The organism is Fictibacillus sp. KU28468, assembly GCF_026153615.1.
Lineage (GTDB): Bacteria > Bacillota > Bacilli > Bacillales > Fictibacillaceae > Fictibacillus_C > Fictibacillus_C marinisediminis.
In genome coordinates this window covers 3,143,054-3,164,013 of sequence record NZ_CP110666.1, presented here as the reverse complement: position 1 = coordinate 3,164,013, position 20,960 = coordinate 3,143,054, and the positions used below count along the sequence as shown (strand labels likewise).

Below are 20,960 nucleotides of genomic sequence, written 5' to 3'. Positions count from 1 at the left end.
GGTAAAAGAATGTCAAAGTTTTGAATAACGAATAGATGGTGGAGGAAGAGTTATGAACAAGCAGATTATTGAATACATACAATCGTTGGCCGCTGAAATTCACTTTTCAGGCTCGGTATTTGTAAAGCAGGGGGACCAAATCCTGGCAGATTGTAGTTTTGGACTGGCGAACCGTTCAGAGAAGATGAACAATGTAAGTGATACAAAGTTTGGAATTGCGTCGGGCAGTAAGCTGTTTACGGCTATTGCGATTTGTCAGCTGGCTGAAGAGGGGCGACTGTCCTATCATTCTTTGTTGGGAGATTGTTTAAACCAGTCTTTCCCTCATTTTTCTCAGGAAATCACCATCCATCAATTGCTGACTCATACTTCAGGTATTCCTGACTACTTTGATGAAGAAGTTTTGGAAGATTACGAGGAACTATGGATCAACAAGCCGATGTATCACGTTCGTGGTCCGAAAGACTTTTTACCGTTGTTTCAAAATGAAAAAATGAAGTACAATCCAGGAAGCAAGTTTCACTACAACAACGCGGGCTATATCTTGCTTGGCTTGATTGTTGAACAGGTTAGCGGAATGGCATTCACCGACTATGTAGAGAAAAATATATTTGAGAGAGTCGGAATGGATGCTGGTTACTTTGAAACGGACAGTCTGCCGCCGAAAGCAGCTTTAGGCTATATCGATCAAAGCGATGGAAGCTGGAAGACGAATATATTCTCCTTGCCGGCAAAAGGAGGTCCAGACGGCGGGGCCTATATCACGGCATGCGGGATAATTCAGTTATGGGAGGCTTTAACGGCAGGGAGGTTATTGGATAAACAGAACGTTCAACAGCTGCTTGCACCCCATATCCGTATAGATGACTCAACTGCATATGGCTATGGAATCTGGATGAAGACTGAAAAACATTCAGTGACTAAACACATTTTGATGGGCTACGACCCAGGAGTGAATTTCCGAGCCGCCTTCTATCCACATCCCTCACTCTGTATTTCTGTTTGCAGTAATCAGTCGGGAGGAGCGTTTGACATGATCAAAGGTATTGAGAGTGAACTAATGAAAGAGGTTACTTTTTAAACAAAGGCTGTTTTCGTTTAGATTGATGCTTTTATTAAAGTATACAAAAAAGTGAATTCATTGATTAAGAGAGGGATAACTTTGACTACTGGCTTTCGGGTGGACTCTATGGTCTGGTCCGAATTTGTTTCTATGGTAAAAGAACGGGAGAAGATGGAATGAAAGCAAAAATGTTTTGTATTATTTTAGGAATACTACTCCTAACGGGGTGTTCTTTATTTGCGACCGGGAAAGAGAATCTCACTTGGTATGATACTTCCTATGGTGCAATCCATAAAGGAGCGAAAGAAGAAGGAATTACGCAAGAAGATATAATGGGAAGAACCGAAATAGCGGGAGATGTTTTTATCTTCTACGAGAAGAAGGTTAGCGATGGAGATGCTATAGGTGTCGTCAACATTGGTAAAAAGAATGGAAAATATACTTGGTATCGGTCTTCTCCTGAGATCCAAATAAAGAACCAGAAAAATAATTCCTCACCCTCTGTTCATTTCAAGGTAGATTCCCTGTCCAAACACAAGTATACGGTTTATCTGGGAAGAGCAAAATCAAACCTTCATGGGATTGATACTGTCCATGGAAATCGAGTTGCGCCTACCATTGATAAAAAGCGTCAGATCTATTACTTCATGGAGCCCATTCGATAGCGAGAACGCAATAAAAAAGAGAAAGTAGAATCCTTGGCAAACATTCCGAAACGAGCCTAAACAAAAGAGCAGTGCTGTTCCTTGGGACGGCACTGCTCTTGAATCTAGAGTTTTTCTTTAGCCTTAATAATCTTTAAGATAATGGTATTATTTGGGTTTTGGAGTTAGAAGGAAGGGGAATTAGAAAGTGGGAGTTTTTAGTAATATAGTCCAATACATACAGCCCTATTTCTTTTTTACAATAAAAAGAGAGAAGAAAGGCAGGAGAAGAAAGTAATGAGTCGTGTAAATGTGAAACCGGATGAACTTAAGGCTCTTGCTTCCGATGTGGGCAAATTGGCAGCACAGAGCAAAGAAATCAAAGCGAACTTACAATTAAATTATTATTCCATTCAAAGTAATGGCCAAGGGATAAATCTTTCAGCCATCAGTCCGCTTTATAACAGCCTCATTCAACAGATGGAGCATTATGGTACACTTTTACATAGTGCCCAAGATGTCGTAAAGAAAACGGAAACTAAATTTCGCGAGGCGGATCAGCAACTGTTTAGTGCCGACGGCTTTACTAGTTTCTTGAGCGGTACTTTATTTGCTACAGTAAGGCAAGGGGTTTCTAATGTAAGTAAAAGTATTAAATATGGAAGGGTTTCTACTGCATTAACGATTAGCCAGTATCTTAAGTGGAAATATGATTTCAAAACTCTTTTTGACCCAGCCGGCCGAAAGGGAAGAGGAGCGTATACCTTATCCGCACGAAATAATAAAGATTTAGTAACAATAGCCAAGATGCTAAAGCTAAATAAAGATGATGATGCTTTCATGAAATATATTCGGAATGGTTTTAAGTTTGATGATTTAAAAACGACTAAATCACAAATTAAAAAAGCAAAGGCAACGATCTATAAATTACCGGATTTTGTAGCACATCAAGAGTTTAAAAAAGATCTTGAAAAAATTGGATTTACTAAAGCTTTCGGGAAACAAGGATTGAAAGGCTTTAAATCATCGTATGCCGACAGTTTGAAAAATCTCAATCCAGCGAAATGGAAATCAACCTTTAAAGAGGTTGGAAAAGTTGGAAAAGCAGTAAAAGGATTAGCTGTGGTAGGATCTGCATTATCCGTTGCCGGTAATGTCATAGAATCACAAAAAGACGGCTGGCAAGGTATGGATGCGGCTGATATCGTTACAGATTCAGCAGTAGATATTGGTTCAATTGCTGCTTCAGCCGGTGCGGGAGCTGCTGTAGGCTCGTTAATTGTACCACCTGTGGGAACGGTGGTTGGCGCTGGTGTGGGTATCGCTGCCTCGTTTGCAATGAATTATAAATCGGACTTCCTTGGAGGAGAGAGCATTGTTAGCGGCACGAAAAAAGCGATAAAGGGAGTAACACATAAGATTGCTTCTGTTTTCTGGTAGAATTACTCGTTAATTATTAAGGTGGAGAAATATATGTGGAACATTAAAGAAGAAGACTTATCTGAATTTAAAGTTACATCCAAAAATCGGCTTAATCCTGTTAATAATGTTTCATTTATGTATGGAACGATCATTTGGAGTTCCATGGTTATGTTTTTTATTATTCTTGGGTTAGTTAGATTTGGCTGGGCTGCTTTTCCAACTGCTTTTGAAAAGATAGTAGTTATTGTTGAGCTTTTGTTTTACAGCTTGCAGATCGTCTTATTATTCTTCTATTCAAAACCAAAGAGGTTTATTAAGTTTCAAAAGTCGCTTTCAAAAGTGACCTTGTTTTATTCTTTTCAACTCGCAACCATTGGATTTGTTACTGTAGTCATTCGGGGGGTTTTTAACTTTCCAAATGATACTCCTACGCTAATATATGTAGGATTATTGATAGCGGGCGGAATAATTACTCACTTCTTATGCACGCTAAATACTTTTAAACAAGCTGAAAATGGAGCTTTTAATGAGGGAGAAAACTCTACTGGATTTTTCAATAAAACTTTTATTTATACGGTTATTGCAGCCTTAGTTTATACCTTCGTTTTATTGATATTAATTTATGTACATAACTTTGGTGAAACTTCATTGGGGGATATGATCTTTTACTTTGTTCTATCAGTCATACTTTATGGTGTTGCTGTAGGTACAGCAGAATTTCATTTGTTAGCCTACTGCAAACGTAAATTCCCTTCTTTCAACATAACTTGGCAAGAATATCAGCGTGAGAATAAAGCGATGATAAAAAAACAAAGTCGTAAAGCAAAATAAAAGAAGAAACTGAGCTAGTGAAAGCAGGAGAGGAGTGGTCTTATTGAAAGTTCAATATAAATCTTTATCGCTATTAAACTTGATTAGTATTACTCAAGTGGTGGAAAAAGAGGAGTGGCTGTTGCCGGCTATCGCTTTAAGGAGCCAAGTTGTAAACAATGGAATCTATCCGGTAGGTCCGGTGCTTTTCAAATTCCAGCCCTTAGAGAATGATCCTGCTTCCGGGGAGTTTACATACTGTGTACCTGTGAATGACCGAGTAGAACTAGAAAAAGGTTCTGCTTATGAATATATTGACGCCTTAGTCATTGAGGAAGCTCTATGCGTTCGTTTTACAGATGAAGACGGCAGCATAGAAGAAGTGTATCAATTGATTCAAGAGACTGCGGAAAAGAATCATATTACACTCAATCCAAGCTTTTATCATGTTTGTTTGGATGTATTTGGAGAAACATGGCTGGATGTCTATGCACCTATTGTAGAAGTAGGTGAGCCCGCCCTATGATAGCTGAAGATCAAAGCATCGCCTACTCCAATGTGGTATCAAAGGAATATTTCTTCCATTACAGTGAGATGGAGAACGTAATTAAGGATCTATTATCAGAGATTGCAAAAGCCCATTTAACGATAAAGGGCCCCATGTTTTACGCGTTAAAAAATATACCGAAAGATGAAAACATGTATATTGAATTGTTCATGCCCGTTCATGAAGATAAAATTCCTTCCTCTGAATCTCTCACCTTTAGAAGCTATTATTATGTAGATGAGATGCTCATGAAGCGATTTACAGGGAATTACGAAAATTTAACGGAGTTTGTCTATGCTGAGTTGTTTCAATATATGGTAGATAACAATTTGAATTTAGCATCACCTATCTATCATATCTTTGGAGGTGATGAATCCATTCAGTATGTGGACGTAAAGATTTCGGTGTTTAGTGAGGAATAAATAAAAAAAATTCTTATTGAAGTATAAATTCACCCTGATTTTTCCCACCACAAGAGAAATCAGGGTTTTTTATGTACTCTAACTTAAAGGAGGTTTTTTAGATGAAACCACGAATTACGGTTATTACGTTAGGTGTCGATGATTTGGAACGGTCGGTAAAATTCTATCGGGACGGGTTGGGATTTCAGACAGAAGGAATTATCGGAACAGAGTTTGAGCATGGCGCGGTGGCTTTCTTTGACTTGGAATCAGGGGTAACCCATATGGAATCGTAAAGATCTTGCCCATGAGGCTAAGGTGGCTCAAGGCACACCAAACCCTGCTGAGTTTACGCTTGGCCACAATGTTGGAAGCAAGGCAGAAGTGGACCAGGTGATGAAAGAGGCAAAAAAAGCAGGTGCTGTGATCACCGACCCGGCGCATGACGCGTTCTGGGGCGGATATTCCGGGCATTTCCAAGACCCTGATGGCCATTTGTGGGAAGTCGTCTGGAATCCGGAGTGGGAGATTGTCATTAGAAAGGAGGTCTACCATGTTAAGGGACACGGTACTGAATGATCTTATCACTCAAAAAGGGAAGGATGCTGCTCCATTAGTGGTCATGATGTGTGGGGTAGCTGGTTCTGGCAAGACCACATTTGCTCAAGAATTGGAGAAAGAGGGCTATGTCCGTCTTTCCATTGATGAAGAGATTTGGACCACCCATGGCCGATATGGAATTGATTTTCCTGCTGAAGTCTACGAGAAATATAAGGACGAAGCGGATATGAAGCTTCGAAAATATATGGTGGTATTGATTCAAGAGAAAAAGCAAGTAGTTGTTGATTTTAGCTTTTGGCAGCGTTCGAGAAGAGAACGATACAAGCAGCTTATTGAAGATGCAGGAGGGGTGTGGAAAGTCATTTATTTGAAAGTTCCTCCTGATGAATTACGCAGGCGCTTGAATATAAGAAGCCAGCGTTTTGATGCCAATGCTGCTTTTCCTATTACAGAAGAAATATTAACTTCTTATCTGAATGGTTTTGAAGAACCGTCTGGTGAAGGAGAAATCATTATTGAAACCATGGGAAAGCAGGGAAATTAATTGTTGAACCTTACATAACGAGGCTTGAAGAAACGGAATTGCCTTTTGCCGAGCAAGAGGGTTGCTTCTGGAATAAGAAATAATTATCAATCTTTTCACAATATTTATGGTATTCTAAAAGTCGAGGTTTAATTTACATAAAAGGGAGGATTATCATGAAAAAACTAAGTATCTTCGGTCTGGTAATGATTCTATCATTGTTATTGGCTGCATGTGGCGGAGACAAAGAAGACGCCAAAAACAAAGTGTATAAAGTCGGGGTTGATACAACCTACCCTCCGTTTGAGTATGAAGAAAACGGAAAACAAAAAGGGATCGATATTGATTTGATCACAGAGATTGCTAAGAAAGAAGGCTTTAAAATCAAACTGGAGCCGATGAATTTCAAAGGGATCATTCCTGCCCTTCAAGCGGATGAGCTTGACATTGCCATTGCGGGCATGAGTATTACGGACGAAAGAAAGAAAGTAGTAGATTTCTCTGATCCATACTTCAAGGCAGGACTTACTCTGGTCGTAGCCAAGAACAACAATAACATCACATCCCAAGATGATGTGAAAGGAAAAACGATTGCGGTTAAAAAAGGGACAACCGGTGCCCAGTTTGCTGAAGAATTGGCTAAAAAGAAAAATGCGAAAGTGGTTCAATTCAATGATAGCCCTTCTATGTTCCAGGAAGTTTCCAATGGCAATGCCGACGTATTGATTGAGGATTATCCTGTCGTTGCCTACGCGATTGCACAGAAGGATCTTGGTCTTAAGATTGTAGGAGACCGCCTCAATGGTGACAACTATGGTATCGCCGTATTAAAAGGCGAGAATGAGGATGTATTGAAGAAAATCAACAAAGGCCTTGCGGATTTAAAGAAAAGCGGCAAATACGACGAGATCGTCAAAAAATATTTAAAAGAATAATAGGTTAGTTAAAATACGACGCGCTCACAGCGCGCCGTATTTTTGAAAGGAGAGTTTGTTATGGATGCAATTACAAAAGCGATGCCCTATTTGATAGAAGGGCTTCAAGTTACCGTCTATATTTTTATCGCAGCACTCATTTTAGGGTTAATCATTGGGTTAGTCATGGCGCTGCTTCGTCTTTCACCGCTTAAAGCATTGAATTGGATCGCAAAAATTTACATTGATGCCATCCGTGGGACTCCCATTCTGGTGCAATTGTTCTTTATCTATTTTGGGCTTAACTCTTTAGAATGGATTTCCATGGACAAAACAACCGCTGGAATTGTGACTGTCGGTCTTAATGCCGGCGCGTACTTTGCTGAAATTATCCGGGCTGGTATTCAATCCATCGATAAGGGACAAACCGAAGCTGCGCGATCCCTGGGGTTAACAGGGTTACAGAATATGCGGTTTATCGTATTGCCTCAAGCGGTCAGGAGAATGCTGCCGACGTTTACAAACCAAGCCATCATAAGCTTAAAGGATACCTCCCTATTATCGATTATTGGAATTGCGGATCTGACGCAGCAAGGTGAGGTTGCCACCTCAGCCACCTTTGAGGCTTTTAAGATTTGGTTTGTTGTCGGAATCATTTACTTTATATTAATCTATCTTCTTTCCCTGCTGGCGAACTTCCTCGAGAGGAGATTTGAATTAAGATGAGTATCATTCAAGTGAGCAATTTAAAGAAGTCATTTGGAACGTTAGAGGTTTTAAAAAATATCAATGCAGAAATTCAAGAAAAAGAAGTGGTATGTGTGATTGGTCCTTCAGGGTCAGGGAAAAGTACGTTTCTGCGCTGCCTTAATAAATTGGAGGACATTACAGACGGACAAGTAATCATCAGAGGCCAAGATATTACAGATTCAAAAATTGATATTAATAAAGTCAGACAAGACATCGGAATGGTGTTTCAAAGCTTTAATCTTTTCCCGCACATGACGGTCCTGGAAAATGTAACACTTGCACCTATTAAAGTGCGTTCCGTTTCGAAGGCGGTTTCAACTGAGAAGGGCCTGGAGCTATTGGCTAAGGTTGGATTGAAAGAAAAAGCAAACAGCTATCCAGGCCAATTATCAGGAGGCCAGAAACAGCGTGTGGCCATTGCGAGGGCGCTTGCCATGAACCCGAAAATCATGCTGTTTGATGAGCCAACGTCAGCGCTTGATCCAGAGATGGTAGGAGAAGTATTAGAAGTTATGAAACAATTAGCTCAAGAAGGGATGACCATGGTCGTCGTGACACACGAAATGGGCTTTGCCCGCGAGGTGGGTGACCGGGTGTTATTTATGGATGGCGGCTATATTGTTGAAGAGAATGTTCCAAGTGAATTATTTGGAAACCCTCAGCACGACAGAACCAAATCCTTTTTAAGCAAAGTATTATAACGATAAGCAATCAGAAGACCACCCCAAGTCAGACTATTGGGATGGTCTTTTTTTATATAATTAAGAGGGGTAGGCCTGTCCAAACCATTGCTAGATTTTTTACATAGAATAATAGAGAGAAAGAGATTGTTCTTTCTCAAGTTTTTAACAAAAGGGAGTGCTTAGTAGATGGTTAAAATCTTTATTGACCCTGGGCATGGTGGCAGTGATACAGGAGCCATCGGCAATGGCCTTCAAGAGAAGAATCTCACCCTGCAGATTGCTACACGGATCAAAAATATTCTGTTGGTTGAATATAATAATGTGGAAGTGAAGATGAGCCGAACGAGTGATGAATTCGTCTCGTTAGATGAAAGAACCGATGCAGCCAACAACTGGGATGCCGATTATTTTCTAGCCATTCATATCAATGCAGGCGGCGGGACAGGCTTTGAAAGTTATATTTATCCCGGCACAAGTGCACCAACCACAACTTACCGCACTAACATTCACGATGCCGTCATCGACTTAGTGGATTTCAGGGACCGCGGTAAGAAAACGGCAAATTTTCATGTGCTCCGGGAATCGAATATGCCGGCGGTGCTGACAGAAAATGGCTTTATCGATACGCCAGCAGATGCCACAAAATTAAAATCCAGTTCTTTTATTAGCAGCATTGCACGTGCTCATGTGAATGGGATCGTGAAAAGCTTCAGACTTACCAAAAAGCCAACAGCGGTATATCATACCGTCATCAAAGGGGATACTGTTTATTCCTTGAGCAAGACCTATAGCACCTCAGTAACCAAAATCAAGCAATGGAACAACCTGGACAGTGACTACACGATCTATGTAGGACAAAGCCTGCGGGTGAAATAACACAAAAGGAACCTGGTATAGACACCGGGTTCCTTTTCATCTTATGAATAAACAACATCCTTCTCCAGCGATTCTTTAAACAGGCCAGTCATTACCGAGATTCCGCTCTCGATCTGTTCAATCGTCGGATGGCTAAAGTTTAGTCGCAATGTATTCGCTTTTGGCAAGGTGGCAAAGAACGGTTCGCCAGGTACATACGCAACACCTCGGGATACTGCTTCCGGCAGAAGAAGCGTCGTATTTACATGTTCGTCGAGCTCAATCCAGAAGAACATGCCGCCCTTTGGTTTCGTAAATTTCAATCCTGGAAGGTTGGCTTCTTCCAAACAGCGGTACATGACGTTCATCCGTTTTTCATATTCTGCGATCAGGCGGTCGATATGGCCGTCCATATCAAACCCTGTACAGAAATGATAGAGTGCCTGCTGTGACAGGGAGTTGGAATGAAGATCATTTGCCTGTTTTGCCTGTGACATCATGCGGACAATTTGAAATGGCCCGGCGACCCAGCCTGTACGAAGTGCCGGTACGGCTGTTTTTGAAAAGGTGCTCGTGTACAGGACACAGGTTCCATCGTCCAGTGCAGCAAGCGGAGTGTAGGTTTCCTCGCGGTTGAACTGAAGATCACCGTACGGATCGTCTTCAAGGACCACAATGTTATGCTTATGTGCTGCTTGAAGCAGTTGTTTTCGGCGTTCGAGAGACCAGACTTTTCCGGCAGGATTGGAGAAGGTAGGAACGACATAGATGCATTTCGGCTTGTATTCTTTGATTTTGTGCGCCAGGTCCTCAGGAATCATGCCATCTTCATCAGATGCGACACCAATCACACGTGCTTCATAGGATTTAAATACCTGTAGCGCTGCGAGATACGTAGGGTCTTCGGTCAGGATGACGTCTCCAGGGTTCAGCATGACACGGGAAAACAAGTCGATGACCTGCTGGGACCCGGTTGTCAGCATCACATCTTTTGTAGTGTAGTTTGAAATGCCTTTGCGTGACATCCGTTCAAGGATGACTTCACGAAGCGGTAAATATCCTTCTGTCTCCATGTATTGGAGAGCATGCTTTCCGGATGCAAACACTTTAGCAAATGCTTCTTCAATTCCTTCCAAAGGAAAAAGCTGATCATCTGGCAGGCCTCCGGCAAAAGAAATGACGCCTTCCTGGTTCACGACTTTTAAAATATCTCTCACGGCAGATGATTGTAATGAATAAATGCGATTGGCAAATGAGTACTTCAACACGGACACCTCTGTTTAAAGTTTTAAAGAACATTTTACTCTTTCTGAATTGAATGTCAATGACCTTTCTCGAATTAATTCAAAATTATGTGTGAATTTTCAAATAATTACTGATTAAGCGATCTTTTTTATTCTACCGATTTTAATGTGATAGAGTAAAAACAGCATAGAGAAATCGGAGGATACTGTCATGAAAATGGTACCAGCAAAACCTTTTGCCTTTGAAGGCAGCAAGCGGGCCGTCCTGCTTCTGCATGGTTTTACGGGAAACACGGTGGATGTTCGGGAGCTCGGCCGATTTTTAAACGAGAAAGGCTATACGTGCCATGGCCCATTGTATGAAGGGCATGGAGATACGCCTGAAATGCTTGTCACCACACGGGCGAAACAGTGGTGGAAAAACGTTGAAGAGGGATTCGGTTTATTAAAGCAAAAGGGTCATGATGAGATTGCCGTTGTCGGTCTCTCTCTTGGAGGCGTGTTTGCCTTGAAAACGGCATACACTTTTCCGGTAAAAGGGCTCGTCTCCATGTGTGCGCCAGTTAAGCCGAAAAGCGCAGAAGACTTGGGCCGGCACGTCAGTCTTTTTACGAGGAGATATAAAACGATCCTACGAACACCGCCGGAACAAATGGAAAATGAATGGATGAGCCTGATGCCGCAATCAGCCGAGATGGTTCAAACCGTACAGGCGGTGATTGAGGAAGCAGGGGAGCATATACAGGAGATTACCTGTCCTGCTCTCGTTGTACAATCGGGTAAGGATCATCCCGTCAATCTGGAAAGTGCGGATCTGCTTTATAACCGGATTTCGTCTGAACAAAAATCGCTGATCTGGTATGAAAACTCTCCGCACCTTGTGACGAGGGGACCTGAGAAAGAAAAGCTGCACGAAGACATTTATCAATTTTTAAAAAAGCTGGATTGGAGAAGGTTTTGAGGGGGCTGTCCAATAAGTCTCTGTAAGCTGTTGATTTCCGTTCCAGACTGCTCGCTTTTACCGGCGCGAGCTCCTACTTTCGCGGGGCGTGCGGTGAGCCTTACCGGCGTGAACGCCTACTTTTTGGTGCAAGCACCGGCGGGAGTCTCACCTGTCACGCTAATCCCGCAGGACAAGGAAGGCTCCGGCAGCTTTTTATCGCACGAAGAAAATGTGAAGTTCATTTTCGACGAGTCTCGCATCTTCCACTTCAAATAACTTTTCATTGAAGATTTTTCAAGCCAAAAAGGGGCTGCCTGAAGGTCAATTTTCGACTTTCTGGACACCCCCTTTTTGTTATTTTTTTAAATAATTGTAAAGATTATCAGAACAATGCAAATAAAAGCAATCATTCAGACGAATTCCTTTTATATACAAAATTTTTATGAATGGGGGGAGTATAGGGCCTTGTTTTTACACATTTAAAGTCAAAAAAGAAGAGGGGAAAGAGATGAACAAGCAAGTGGGGTTACTTGGTAAGTACATTGGTAGAGTATTCGTTTCATTAGCAATGGTTGTGATGTTTGGTTTTGGATATATGCTTCCGGTTAAAAATGTAAGCGCCGCCGCACCGCCGCCATCAGCCCAAAGCTATTACATGGACACTGTTGATACAGTGTCATTATATGATATGGGATACCAAAAAGGCCTAGCAGATTACAAGAAAGCGGGAATTCAGAACAGTATGGTTATTCTTGATTTCGGTGGACAGTCTTCGCCAACGAATTTGTCTCTTTTCGGGATGCCGGATGCCACGCTGACTCAAGTTGGGGCAGCGGTCGAAGCATACTCCCGGGGATATTGGAAAGGCACAGGAAGTGATTCACTATCCACGGTTCATATCATTGTCGGAACGAATAACTCCTATACCGTTACGTATGAAGGCGGCCAGAACTTTGCCAATATGATCGATGATATTAACAGCCATAATAACACAAATTCTTATTCTGATCAGGTTGAAGTAGATGGCGGTAACGATATGGAACCGAGTTACGATCCTGTATCGACTACCACAGAATGGGTGAAAGGCTATGATTCTGTTAACAGCTATTCGCTCTATAATTATGGTTCTGCGGACGGATGCTACCACACCAACCTTAACTCGGGCACCATCAATTATTCGTGCAATAACGGCTGGACCTATAAAGATATTCAATATATTTCCTGGGGAGCATCGCCTGCATGGCCACTTCCGGAAATTTATGATAACAGCGGCGATATGGCAGAACAGTGGCAGAATATTGCCAAGTACTCTGCCGTAACTGCTGCTAAACCGATGCAGTTCAGTGCTTCTTTAACCCAATATAGTGCTTGTACGAATACAGGATGCCATTCGGAGCTCGATAACACGCCAAGCCAGGGCTGGAACCAGCTGTACAATGAACTATACAGTGATTCAAAAACCAAAGCGGCTACAAATTATCCAATACTCTCAACGGATATCCGTTGGCATTAAATCTATTTGAGGGGTGAAAGACATGAAAAAAATAGCCATTTCACTTATAACGACAGCTGTTTTGTTTGGAGCAGGAGTTACTTATTACCATGTATCTGCTTCTGGCAATTATGATAATCTTCCAAAAGAAAAAAGAGAGATAATGGAGAGGAAAGCACAGAACAAGGATATAGCGAGACATGACAGCATCTCCAAGAAAGATGGAGTGAACGGTCCGCTTGTTGTTCAGCATGACCGCGCGGTGACGGCTCAAATATTGACGCATGTGGAAGACCCGGTAAACGACCAGAAGGCTAAATTTACAAATGGCTGGGTCAGCCCGATCAAAAACGGTGAGATGAGCGGCAAGAATGTAACGGTCGAAGCAGGAGCGTTGACCAATGATCCCGCACAAGGCTATCTCTTTGTAAGATCGGAAGGGGATAAACGAAAGTACTTGGGTGAAAAAGAATACAAGTCCCCAAGCAAACATGGCGCGGTAAAAATTATCGGGGCCAAAGGATTTACATTAACCCTTCAGTCAAAAGATGGGAAAAAATGGACATTTAACATTCCCACTGGAACATTTAAAGATATAAACTAGAATCATATTTGGGCTCTGGATGACAATCTGGAGCTCTTTTCTATAAGTCCTTTTTTAGGAGGGGAAAGAATGGATGTTGCATTAAAAGAACATATCTATGAACTAGAAACTAGATTATTGAAATCTGAAGTGCGCCAATCCAAAAAAGAACTGGATGTTCTGTTGGCGGATGATTTTCTGGAACTCACGAGCTCAGGGCGGAGGATCAGCAAACAGGATTGTTTTGATGGCTTGGGGGTGCCGGGGATGGCCATGAAGGAACTGAACCTTCATCATCCATCCCCTCCAAAATAGGTTCGGGGAAGATTGGTCACCTCATGGGCAACCCTGATGCCAGATTGAATGGCTCCTTCAATCCAGGCAGGAGCAGTCGATGTATGTTCCCCTGCAAAATGGACTCTTCCCTCAGGTGTAGGAATATAAGGGAACAACTCTGTTTCCTGGGATGGCTTAAACATGGAAAATGCGCCTCCGGAGAACTGATACTGTGACCAGCTATGAGAGGCTCCAGTTAAAAAATCATCGTAGATTTGCTTGCCGTGAACCGTTGCCAAATTATCCAAGGCATTTCGAATCCGATCTCCCTCAGGCAAGTTATCCCATGACAGGGTGTCATCTTCCCAAGTATAGCTGGCTAAAATAATGCCTGATCCTGTAGAACCAATTAGGTGGCTTGGATAATAAGCAAAACGAATGGGCAGGTCGGTCATCAATTTCCCCCCACGGATGCCTTCTCTTTCCCAGAATCTTTTTTTGAATTGAAGTCCTATTTTCGTAGAAGCTACGTAATGAAGTTCCCGGATTGCTTTCCATTTGTCATGAGAGAACAAATTACGCGGCTCAATCTCAACGAATGATAGTAATGAAAAAGGGATCGTTATAATTGCCAGATCGCCGGTGACCGTTAATGGCCGCTGGCTTTTGGTATGTCTAGAATGGATGGTCACCTGGTTGTTATTTTGAACAATCTTTGTCATTTGGTACCCGAAATTAAGATTTTCCTTCAGCAGGGGTAAAAAAGCTTTGGGCAGTCTGTCGTTGCCTCCTTCCACTTCATAAAACTGTATGGCAGGACTGAAGAGCGGCAGCAATTCCCTGAGAATTGCAGGAAAAGATAGTTCAGGAAAGCCTTCCAGTCCGATCAAAACTTTTATACTCTCGATTGCCCCCGGAGATAAACTGGGTCCGACAGGATTGTACAGAAGAAAAAAAGACATCGGGTATTTATCAAAGTCTTTCACAACCCTTTGCCAGTTTTTGAGGGGATTCTTTTGGATATAGTCGGCAATGGGCTTTATCGCCATCTTAAGTAATTGTTCAGCAGATTTCCCCTTTTCATGAGGAGCGACAGGATAGTTTAATATATCCGGATTTCGCTGGTATTCCATTTGATTGGTTTTGATTCCGTTTGCATAAATCAGATCATTGGAGGTGACATTCAAAAATCTGTTCGTACGCAAATTGAATTTCTTTATATATTCCAGTACTAAATAATGATCATGCGGAATTCGCATAGCTCCAACATCCAGGTACAAATCATCCATAAAGGGGCTGCGCATCGTATAAACCCGGCCGCCTGCACGTTCCGTTGCCTCCAGAACGGTAACATCATGCCCGGCTTCTTTTAATAAAGAAGCTGCCACCAGCCCTGACATTCCAGCCCCGACGACAATGATTTTCTTTTGAACAGCAGATATGCCAAGGCCATGCTGAATGGTGGAAAGCATTTGTTCTGTAGATAACTGTAGTGCTCTGTTAACTGCCATGTTTGCTCCTTTCAGCTATTGTCCCATTAACTGAAACTGCCTATTTTATTACCAATATATTTTTAAAGGTATAAGGATATGAAAATTTGCTGAAAAAGAGAAGCAGAAATGGATGATCAGTTGTTTTTTTCAGCAAGGATCAATTATCCGGAGGTTCGCTCAATGAATTGGAGTTAGAGGCACAATTATTGAAAGTTAGGCTCAATTCCTCCGCATTTCGGCTCAATTCCAGCCAACAAGGCAGGAATCCACACTCCGTGAAGGGAATTCAATGGTAGACAGCACGGGATTGGAGGGAGAAGAAACTTTGATCTGGTTTTTTCGGGTGGTCGTCTGGCTGATTTTTATCGGAATCGGAGCTTATCTTATTTTTTATTGGAGAGATGAAGATAAAGCTGAAAAGAAATTGGATGCGATCCGCAAATTGTGGTACGTCATTTACTTATTCGGTGCCTTGATCTATTGGACAGTAAAGCCGCACAGCATCTTTACAAATTGGACTAACTATCTGGTCGTTCTCGTGGTGTTTATCCTCATTGATGCCTTTATCTTCCTGAGTTTGTACTTGAAAAAAATCGGGAATAATGAACTAGCAAGAATCACGCGATCTGTAGAGAACAATCAGATGCTTTTGGATGATCTGCGGGCGAAAGTAAATAATGCACTATATATCTTGAAAACAGAAGGGATCACGGCGTATTATGGAAGTAAGGAAAACTATCTATATGGACTGAAGCTCGTTCTTCAGGCTTATGTAGAGAAGGAAGGCCACAGCTTTACGATCCTGCCTTTCGATACACCGCAAGAGAAGAACGAAGCACTGGCTGCGTATACGAATGCAAGCCTTATTCAATCTACGCTATCAAGAGCTGAAGCTTACTATAACCAGGAAGACAACTTTGCGTTTTATCCTTTTAATATTGAAGATGAAATTTATGTAATCAAGATTTCATCCTCTGCAAAAGTAAGTGATGTTGATGGTTCCTTGATCGGAATCTTATTGGCCACTTACGATATCCTAGTACAAGCTTTAGAAAGGAGTGATGATGCGTGACGAGCGGACTCGATCTTATGGGGAGCCAGCCGGTATCCATGAAGAACAGTGAACGGAAAGGAATCACGTTCAAGCCGAGAATTCAGTTTCCAAAAGTCGGCATCAGCCACCACACCATGCAGGTCATGGAAGAGAATGAGCGGATCATTCAAAAAGGAAACAGACGGGGAACATCCAAACGAAAATAAGACCTTAAAGGCAGTGGAATATTCCGCTGCCCTTTTTTGTATGATTGACACCTTGCTGCATATACTAAAGCAAACATTTCCGTGAAGCTGGAGGGAAGTTTGTGAAGAGCAGACGGTTTGTCTCCCGGATCCAAGGCCCGAAGCCGACCTTGTCCCATTTTGAAAAAGCGCTGAAGGAAGAAAATCATTCTATCCTGACTTTATTAAACAGTTTGAAGAAAAAACGCTGGACGTTCTTTGCCGGCAAATAATACATTAAATGGAGAGGGAGCAGAACCCTTTCTTTTTTTATGGACAATTGTTTCCGGGAGGTCTTAAATGTTCAAAATACATCTTCATTCGGATACCCTTATCATCGTCGTTCACGAAATTTATGGATTGAATCAGCACATGAAGAAGGTTTGTAATTTCTTATCTCAGCAGGGATTTGATGTCATTTGCCCGAATATATTGGGACGGGAAACCCCTTTTGATTATTATGAGGAAAGTCTTGCTTATGAGCATTTCATGAAGAACGTAGGATTTGAAAAAGCCTCCCGAGAGGTCAAGAAATTAGTAAAGGAAAATAAACCGAACTATAAAAAAATCTTTATCACAGGGTTTAGTGTGGGGGCTACTGTTGCCTGGCTATGCAGTCAGGAAGAAGGAGTGGACGGTATTATTGAGTACTACGGTTCGCGCATACGAAACTATACAGAGGTTTCCTCACAGTGTCCTGTCCTGCTGTTTTTTCCTGAAGAAGAGAAATCCTTTGCTGTGGACGAGCTGATCACGGTGCTTCAGAAAAAGGATGTTGAAGTTTACAAATTTGCCGGAAAGCACGGATTTAGCGATCCTCACACGCCAAATTATAACGAAGAATCAGCAAACCAAGCCTTTCATCATCTGAAGAATTTTTTAGAAAGGAGCGAATATGTTGGCACAAAATCTTGAAAGTGATTTTCCGCCCAAATTAGCAAAACCGGCACAGCGTGCACTGGCCGGTGCAGGATTTTCCAGACTTGAGCAGCTTGTCAATCTTAGTGAAGCTGAACTATCAAAACTTCATGGGATGGGTCCGAAGGCAATGGAACAGCTTCGTACGGCGCTTGAGGAAAAAGGACTCTCGTTTGCTAAAAAATAATGCAGATACAATTAGCAACAGTTAAAGATGTTCCATCCATGGTCAAGGTTCTAAATGCCGTTACCCTCGACTTGCTGAAGAAAGGAATCAACCAGTGGCCGTATCCATGGGATCCTTTTGTTGTTAAACAGGCAATCGAGCGGGATGAGGGTTATGTTGTAAGGCTGGATGCTCAGATCATCGGAGCTTTCTACATCTATTCAGTAAGCAAACTTAGTGATCTACCCATCGAACCGCAGAGCCTTTACATCTCAAAAATCGCTATCCTGCCCGAGTACCAAGGTAGAAACATAGGCTCCCAAATCATCCGTTTTGCTTGCTCTTTAACACAGAAACAAAACAAAACGCTGTATTTGGACTGCTGGGCAGGAAATGAAAAGCTGAAAGGCTTCTACCGTGTTCAGTGTTTAGAATATGTCGGCGATTTCCCGGAGGAGGATTATTTCATCAGTATTTTTAAATTCTCAGGACACGTAAGAAAGTAATGTTCCTCCCGGCACCCCAATGGCCACAACCGACCATGGCGGCAGCTTCCAATACATAAGCAAACTGAAAAGCAATGCGGCAAAAGCGAAGTCGACGGGGGCCAGGATGGAGCTCGTCCAAATTGGCTGATAAAAAGCTGAGATCAAAATACCCACCACTGCAGCGTTCACCCCCATGAGCGCCCCTTTTACTTTGGGGTTGCGGCGCAATGCATTCCAAAAAGGAAGTGTGCCAAAAACGAGCAGGAAGGCGGGCAGGAAGATCGCAAAGGTTGCAAGCAGTCCTCCTGTCCAGCCCTTAATTATAGCACCAAGGTAGGACGCAAAGGTAAACAGGGGACCAGGGACTGCCTGAGCAGCGCCGTATCCAGCCAGAAAGGTTTCTTTGCTGATCCATCCGGCAGGAACGAACTCCTTTTCCAACAATGGCAGAACGACATGTCCACCTCCAAAAACGAGCGAGCCTGATCGGTAAAAGCTGTCAAACAGGGCGATCCACTGATTTGAAAGGGCGTTTCTTAGTACAGGAAGCAGAATAAGTAATCCCAAAAATAGAACTAAGCAACTGGCACCAAACTTCCGGGAAATCGGAAAATTCACGTCCGGTTCATCCTTCTCTTCATGCTGTTGATATAAAAGGAAGCCGGCAAGGGCAGAAAGGGCGATTACACCTGCTTGAGTTAAGGAAGTCTGCCATAACAATGTAACCACCAATGCCAGGACAATGAGCGCTTTTCGTTTAAGATCAGGCGCCAGTTTTGCTGCCATTCCTAAAATAGCTTGAGCAACAACAGCTACTGCGACGATTTTTAGACCGTGGATCCATCCCGCATCATTAACGTTAAAACGTTGAAGGATCAAAGCAAACAGGATCAGCGCGACAACGGAAGGCATGTAAATCCAATAAAGGAAACGATACCTCCAAGCACCCCCGCACGCATCACTCCGATACCTATACCTACCTGGTTGCTCGCTGGTCCAGGGAGAAACTGGCATAAAGCTACCAGGTCTGCGTAGCTTTTTTCATTGATCCACTTTCTTCTTTTTACATATTCATCAAAAAAGTAACCTAAATGAGCGATGGGGCCTCCAAACGAAGTAAGACCAAGTTTAGAGGAGACTAAAAAAATTTCAAGTAAGGAAGTTATTTGATTGTTCCTATTCATAAAACACCTGCTTTTATTTTATCTATCGAGTGATCTTATTATAAATTAAAGTGTTGTAAAACAGGATGGCTTTACAATTGTGTAATAAAACTTCATCATATCGTGACAAGAGATTTATCGTTCCTTCATACTCTTTTACTACAATGAAGGCACATAAGAGAAAAGGGGAGTGGAAGTATTGAAAAAGAAAACAATAGCTGCTGCAACACTTTCATTAGCACTCATCACATCATTTGGGGTAAATCAAATTGCGGATGCAAAAGAAGAGAAAAGTGCATCTCCTAAAAAAGCAAAAAATGTCATTATGTTTGTTGGAGACGGTATGGGAGCTTCTCACAGGGAAGCGATTCGTTTAGCTGCTCAAGGCCTTAACGGCGAGCTGGCTATGAATAAAATGCCATATACAGGAAATGTTCATACACATTCTACTTCGGTCGTAACCGACTCTGCTGCAGCAGGAACGGCTATGGCGACAGGAGTTAAAACATATAATGGAGCAATTGGAGTAGATGAAAATAAGAAACCAGTAAAATCTGTGCTGGAAATGGCCGGTGAGGCTGGGAAGTCAACAGGCCTTGTCACAACAAGCCAGATTACAGACGCCACACCTGCTTCGTTGGGTGCACATGTGGCCGATCGCAAAAAGCAAAGCGATATCGCGAAACAGTACCTTGAAAACAGTAAAGTCGACGTACTGCTCGGCGGCGGTGAAGACTACTGGTACCCTAAAGGCGAAGAAGGAAAATATCAGGATCACCCAGCAAAAGATAAAGAAGAAGCAAGCCAAGGCACTCAAGGGAACTTGGTGAAAAAAGCTCAAAAGCTTGGGTATAACTATGTAACCAATAAAGATGAACTTCAAAAAGCGAAGAACGGGAAATTGCTTGGCCTTTTCGCGAACGAAGAAATGTTCGAACAAAATCCTGAAGGTGAAGGCGACCTTTATGATCCGGTCGTACCATTGCCTGATATGACTCAAAAAGCAATTGATACGCTGTCTCAAAATAAAAAAGGATTTTTCCTCATGGTTGAAGAGGAAGGAACCGATGAAATGTCCCACGAAAACAATGGTAAACTCATGATGAAAGCCGGCAAGCAGCTGGACAAATCTGTACAAGTTGCGAAGGACTATGCGAAAAAACATCCTGACACTCTTGTTCTTGTAGCAGCTGACCATGAATGTGGCGGGCTTTCCATCGAAGAAGTAAACCCTAAAGACGAGAGCGGTGACGATGTTTCGAAAGAGGATGGGCCATATACACCTGCTCACTCTAAAGAAAAGTTTACGCTTGACTGGACGACTAATGAACATGGCGGTCAATCTGTTCCATTAACAGCACAAGGACCTGGAGCAGAGAAACTGGAAGGAACGTATGAGAACACGAATATCTTTAAGGCAATGAGAGACGCGATGGGCCTTAAAAAATAATAGTAGCAACATCCGAAACGCTCAGTGATTTCTTCTGAGCGTTTTTTTATTTGTCATTTTGCCGAATAGGGACAGTTTGATGGCTCCCCAGAAAGAAAATCGATCAAATTTAAAGAAGGACAGACGCCCGATTACGCTCTGTTATCTAATCTTCTTTCCAAGCTTCCCGGGCTTTAGTCTACGAGAAGCAAGCAGCGTTTGAAGAGATGCTGCCAATGATGCAGGAGGGTTTGCATTAAGTGATAGGAAAACACAAGAAGGAGTCCGTAAATCGGGATTCTCTGGTGTTTTTT

The 20,960-nt window shown here is 42.3% G+C and carries 25 protein-coding genes and 2 pseudogenes; 24 read left to right on the top strand and 3 right to left on the bottom strand.

Features of this window, described 5'->3' with window-relative positions:
* The first annotated feature begins 52 nt into the window (after nt 1–52).
* The 12 genes and pseudogenes from OKX00_RS16545 to OKX00_RS16490 all read left to right on the top strand — a co-directional run bounded on the left by OKX00_RS16545 (nt 53) and on the right by OKX00_RS16490 (nt 9,194).
* Nucleotides 53–1,081, top strand: a complete 1,029-nt coding sequence (locus OKX00_RS16545; protein WP_265408073.1) for a serine hydrolase domain-containing protein — start codon at nt 53–55, stop codon at nt 1,079–1,081.
* Nucleotides 1,082–1,239: 158 nt separating this feature from the next.
* On the top strand, nt 1,240–1,728 hold the full coding sequence (locus OKX00_RS16540; protein ID WP_265408072.1) for a hypothetical protein: 489 nt from the start codon (nt 1,240–1,242) through the stop codon (nt 1,726–1,728).
* Between the two features lie 276 nt (nt 1,729–2,004).
* Nucleotides 2,005–3,147, top strand: coding sequence for a WXG100 family type VII secretion target (locus OKX00_RS16535; RefSeq protein ID WP_265408071.1), 1,143 nt, complete (start codon nt 2,005–2,007; stop codon nt 3,145–3,147).
* Nucleotides 3,148–3,180: 33 nt separating this feature from the next.
* Nucleotides 3,181–3,960: a hypothetical protein gene (locus tag OKX00_RS16530; protein WP_265408070.1), complete on the top strand. Its 780-nt coding sequence runs from the start codon at nt 3,181–3,183 to the stop codon at nt 3,958–3,960.
* 43 nt (nt 3,961–4,003) lie between these two features.
* Complete coding sequence (locus OKX00_RS16525; protein ID WP_265408069.1) at nt 4,004–4,465, top strand: DUF5085 family protein; 462 nt, start codon at nt 4,004–4,006, stop codon at nt 4,463–4,465.
* Nucleotides 4,462–4,908 (top strand): DUF5085 family protein, encoded by a 447-nt coding sequence (locus tag OKX00_RS16520; protein WP_265408068.1) that lies wholly within the window; start codon nt 4,462–4,464, stop codon nt 4,906–4,908. Before OKX00_RS16525 ends, OKX00_RS16520 begins: the two co-directional genes overlap by 4 nt.
* A gap of 101 nt (nt 4,909–5,009) precedes the next feature.
* Nucleotides 5,010–5,466, top strand: a pseudogene (locus tag OKX00_RS16515) (VOC family protein).
* The gene (locus OKX00_RS16510; protein ID WP_265408067.1) at nt 5,441–5,992 is read left to right on the top strand and encodes a P-loop nucleotide/nucleoside kinase family protein; all 552 of its coding nucleotides are present in this window, start codon (nt 5,441–5,443) and stop codon (nt 5,990–5,992) included. Before OKX00_RS16515 ends, OKX00_RS16510 begins: the two are co-directional and overlap by 26 nt.
* 155 nt (nt 5,993–6,147) lie before the next feature.
* Nucleotides 6,148–6,906, top strand: coding sequence for a transporter substrate-binding domain-containing protein (locus tag OKX00_RS16505; RefSeq protein ID WP_053355120.1), 759 nt, complete (start codon nt 6,148–6,150; stop codon nt 6,904–6,906).
* A gap of 60 nt (nt 6,907–6,966) precedes the next feature.
* Nucleotides 6,967–7,611, top strand: a complete 645-nt coding sequence (locus OKX00_RS16500; protein ID WP_062239469.1) for an amino acid ABC transporter permease — start codon at nt 6,967–6,969, stop codon at nt 7,609–7,611.
* The gene (locus tag OKX00_RS16495; protein ID WP_062239471.1) at nt 7,608–8,336 is read left to right on the top strand and encodes an amino acid ABC transporter ATP-binding protein; all 729 of its coding nucleotides are present in this window, start codon (nt 7,608–7,610) and stop codon (nt 8,334–8,336) included. The genes OKX00_RS16500 and OKX00_RS16495 overlap by 4 nt, the downstream gene beginning before the upstream one ends.
* A 168-nt stretch (nt 8,337–8,504) precedes the next feature.
* Nucleotides 8,505–9,194, top strand: coding sequence for an N-acetylmuramoyl-L-alanine amidase (locus tag OKX00_RS16490; protein WP_265408066.1), 690 nt, complete (start codon nt 8,505–8,507; stop codon nt 9,192–9,194).
* A 41-nt stretch (nt 9,195–9,235) separates the two neighbouring features.
* Here the strand turns inward: OKX00_RS16490 and OKX00_RS16485 are convergent, their stop codons facing one another.
* Nucleotides 9,236–10,438, bottom strand: coding sequence for an aminotransferase-like domain-containing protein (locus OKX00_RS16485; protein WP_265408065.1), 1,203 nt, complete (start codon nt 10,436–10,438; stop codon nt 9,236–9,238).
* A gap of 190 nt (nt 10,439–10,628) precedes the next feature.
* Here OKX00_RS16485 and OKX00_RS16480 point away from each other — a divergent pair, with 190 nt between their 5' ends.
* From OKX00_RS16480 to OKX00_RS16460, 5 genes are all read left to right on the top strand, one after another.
* A complete protein-coding gene (locus OKX00_RS16480) occupies nt 10,629–11,378 on the top strand; it encodes an alpha/beta hydrolase (RefSeq protein WP_265408064.1) in 750 nt (249 codons plus the stop codon).
* A gap of 30 nt (nt 11,379–11,408) precedes the next feature.
* Entirely contained in the window at nt 11,409–11,636 is a 228-nt protein-coding gene (locus OKX00_RS16475; RefSeq protein ID WP_265408063.1) for a hypothetical protein, read from the top strand.
* A 232-nt stretch (nt 11,637–11,868) separates the two neighbouring features.
* Nucleotides 11,869–12,873 carry a hypothetical protein gene (locus OKX00_RS16470; RefSeq protein ID WP_265408062.1) on the top strand — a complete coding sequence of 335 codons (1,005 nt, stop codon included), beginning with the start codon at nt 11,869–11,871 and terminating at the stop codon, nt 12,871–12,873.
* Between the two features lie 22 nt (nt 12,874–12,895).
* A complete protein-coding gene (locus OKX00_RS16465) occupies nt 12,896–13,456 on the top strand; it encodes a hypothetical protein (RefSeq protein ID WP_265408061.1) in 561 nt (186 codons plus the stop codon).
* Nucleotides 13,457–13,525: 69 nt separating this feature from the next.
* Nucleotides 13,526–13,750 (top strand): nuclear transport factor 2 family protein, encoded by a 225-nt coding sequence (locus tag OKX00_RS16460; protein WP_265408060.1) that lies wholly within the window; start codon nt 13,526–13,528, stop codon nt 13,748–13,750.
* Here OKX00_RS16460 and OKX00_RS16455 read toward each other — a convergent pair.
* Nucleotides 13,729–15,222 (bottom strand): flavin monoamine oxidase family protein, encoded by a 1,494-nt coding sequence (locus tag OKX00_RS16455; RefSeq protein WP_265408059.1) that lies wholly within the window; start codon nt 15,220–15,222, stop codon nt 13,729–13,731. The two genes, OKX00_RS16460 and OKX00_RS16455, sit on opposite strands and share 22 nt — an antisense overlap.
* A gap of 307 nt (nt 15,223–15,529) precedes the next feature.
* Between OKX00_RS16455 and OKX00_RS16450 the strand changes: the two genes are divergently transcribed.
* From OKX00_RS16450 to OKX00_RS16425, 6 genes are all read left to right on the top strand, one after another.
* Nucleotides 15,530–16,276, top strand: a complete 747-nt coding sequence (locus tag OKX00_RS16450; protein ID WP_265408058.1) for a type II toxin-antitoxin system SpoIISA family toxin — start codon at nt 15,530–15,532, stop codon at nt 16,274–16,276.
* Nucleotides 16,273–16,464 (top strand): hypothetical protein, encoded by a 192-nt coding sequence (locus tag OKX00_RS16445; protein ID WP_265408057.1) that lies wholly within the window; start codon nt 16,273–16,275, stop codon nt 16,462–16,464. The genes OKX00_RS16450 and OKX00_RS16445 overlap by 4 nt, the downstream gene beginning before the upstream one ends.
* Before the next feature lie 101 nt (nt 16,465–16,565).
* On the top strand, nt 16,566–16,715 hold the full coding sequence (locus tag OKX00_RS16440; RefSeq protein ID WP_156419122.1) for a hypothetical protein: 150 nt from the start codon (nt 16,566–16,568) through the stop codon (nt 16,713–16,715).
* Between the two features lie 67 nt (nt 16,716–16,782).
* Nucleotides 16,783–17,397, top strand: a complete 615-nt coding sequence (locus OKX00_RS16435; protein WP_265408056.1) for a dienelactone hydrolase family protein — start codon at nt 16,783–16,785, stop codon at nt 17,395–17,397.
* On the top strand, nt 17,378–17,587 hold the full coding sequence (locus OKX00_RS16430) for a helix-hairpin-helix domain-containing protein (RefSeq protein ID WP_265408055.1): 210 nt from the start codon (nt 17,378–17,380) through the stop codon (nt 17,585–17,587). The genes OKX00_RS16435 and OKX00_RS16430 overlap by 20 nt, the downstream gene beginning before the upstream one ends.
* 38 nt (nt 17,588–17,625) lie before the next feature.
* Nucleotides 17,626–18,072, top strand: coding sequence for a GNAT family N-acetyltransferase (locus tag OKX00_RS16425; RefSeq protein WP_265408054.1), 447 nt, complete (start codon nt 17,626–17,628; stop codon nt 18,070–18,072).
* Here OKX00_RS16425 and chrA read toward each other — a convergent pair.
* A pseudogene (gene chrA, locus OKX00_RS16420) lies at nt 18,052–19,238 on the bottom strand (chromate efflux transporter). The gene OKX00_RS16425 and the pseudogene chrA sit on opposite strands and share 21 nt — an antisense overlap.
* A gap of 193 nt (nt 19,239–19,431) precedes the next feature.
* Between chrA and OKX00_RS16415 the strand changes: the two are divergent.
* Nucleotides 19,432–20,667: an alkaline phosphatase gene (locus OKX00_RS16415; RefSeq protein WP_416054348.1), complete on the top strand. Its 1,236-nt coding sequence runs from the start codon at nt 19,432–19,434 to the stop codon at nt 20,665–20,667.
* Nucleotides 20,668–20,960: the final 293 nt, after the last annotated feature.

Coding starts and splice junctions, on each gene's coding strand:
- OKX00_RS16480 (WP_265408064.1), top strand. CDS start 10,629: ATGAAAATGGTACCAGCAAAACCTTTTGCCTTTGAAGGCAGCAAGCGG.
- OKX00_RS16545 (WP_265408073.1), top strand. CDS start 53: ATGAACAAGCAGATTATTGAATACATACAATCGTTGGCCGCTGAAATT.
- OKX00_RS16495 (WP_062239471.1), top strand. CDS start 7,608: ATGAGTATCATTCAAGTGAGCAATTTAAAGAAGTCATTTGGAACGTTA.
- OKX00_RS16465 (WP_265408061.1), top strand. CDS start 12,896: ATGAAAAAAATAGCCATTTCACTTATAACGACAGCTGTTTTGTTTGGA.
- OKX00_RS16540 (WP_265408072.1), top strand. CDS start 1,240: ATGAAAGCAAAAATGTTTTGTATTATTTTAGGAATACTACTCCTAACG.
- OKX00_RS16455 (WP_265408059.1), bottom strand. CDS start 15,222: ATGGCAGTTAACAGAGCACTACAGTTATCTACAGAACAAATGCTTTCC.
- OKX00_RS16535 (WP_265408071.1), top strand. CDS start 2,005: ATGAGTCGTGTAAATGTGAAACCGGATGAACTTAAGGCTCTTGCTTCC.
- OKX00_RS16500 (WP_062239469.1), top strand. CDS start 6,967: ATGGATGCAATTACAAAAGCGATGCCCTATTTGATAGAAGGGCTTCAA.
- OKX00_RS16505 (WP_053355120.1), top strand. CDS start 6,148: ATGAAAAAACTAAGTATCTTCGGTCTGGTAATGATTCTATCATTGTTA.
- OKX00_RS16430 (WP_265408055.1), top strand. CDS start 17,378: ATGTTGGCACAAAATCTTGAAAGTGATTTTCCGCCCAAATTAGCAAAA.
- OKX00_RS16460 (WP_265408060.1), top strand. CDS start 13,526: ATGGATGTTGCATTAAAAGAACATATCTATGAACTAGAAACTAGATTA.
- OKX00_RS16530 (WP_265408070.1), top strand. CDS start 3,181: ATGTGGAACATTAAAGAAGAAGACTTATCTGAATTTAAAGTTACATCC.
- OKX00_RS16470 (WP_265408062.1), top strand. CDS start 11,869: ATGAACAAGCAAGTGGGGTTACTTGGTAAGTACATTGGTAGAGTATTC.
- OKX00_RS16520 (WP_265408068.1), top strand. CDS start 4,462: ATGATAGCTGAAGATCAAAGCATCGCCTACTCCAATGTGGTATCAAAG.
- OKX00_RS16435 (WP_265408056.1), top strand. CDS start 16,783: ATGTTCAAAATACATCTTCATTCGGATACCCTTATCATCGTCGTTCAC.
- OKX00_RS16425 (WP_265408054.1), top strand. CDS start 17,626: ATGGTCAAGGTTCTAAATGCCGTTACCCTCGACTTGCTGAAGAAAGGA.
- OKX00_RS16490 (WP_265408066.1), top strand. CDS start 8,505: ATGGTTAAAATCTTTATTGACCCTGGGCATGGTGGCAGTGATACAGGA.
- OKX00_RS16510 (WP_265408067.1), top strand. CDS start 5,441: ATGTTAAGGGACACGGTACTGAATGATCTTATCACTCAAAAAGGGAAG.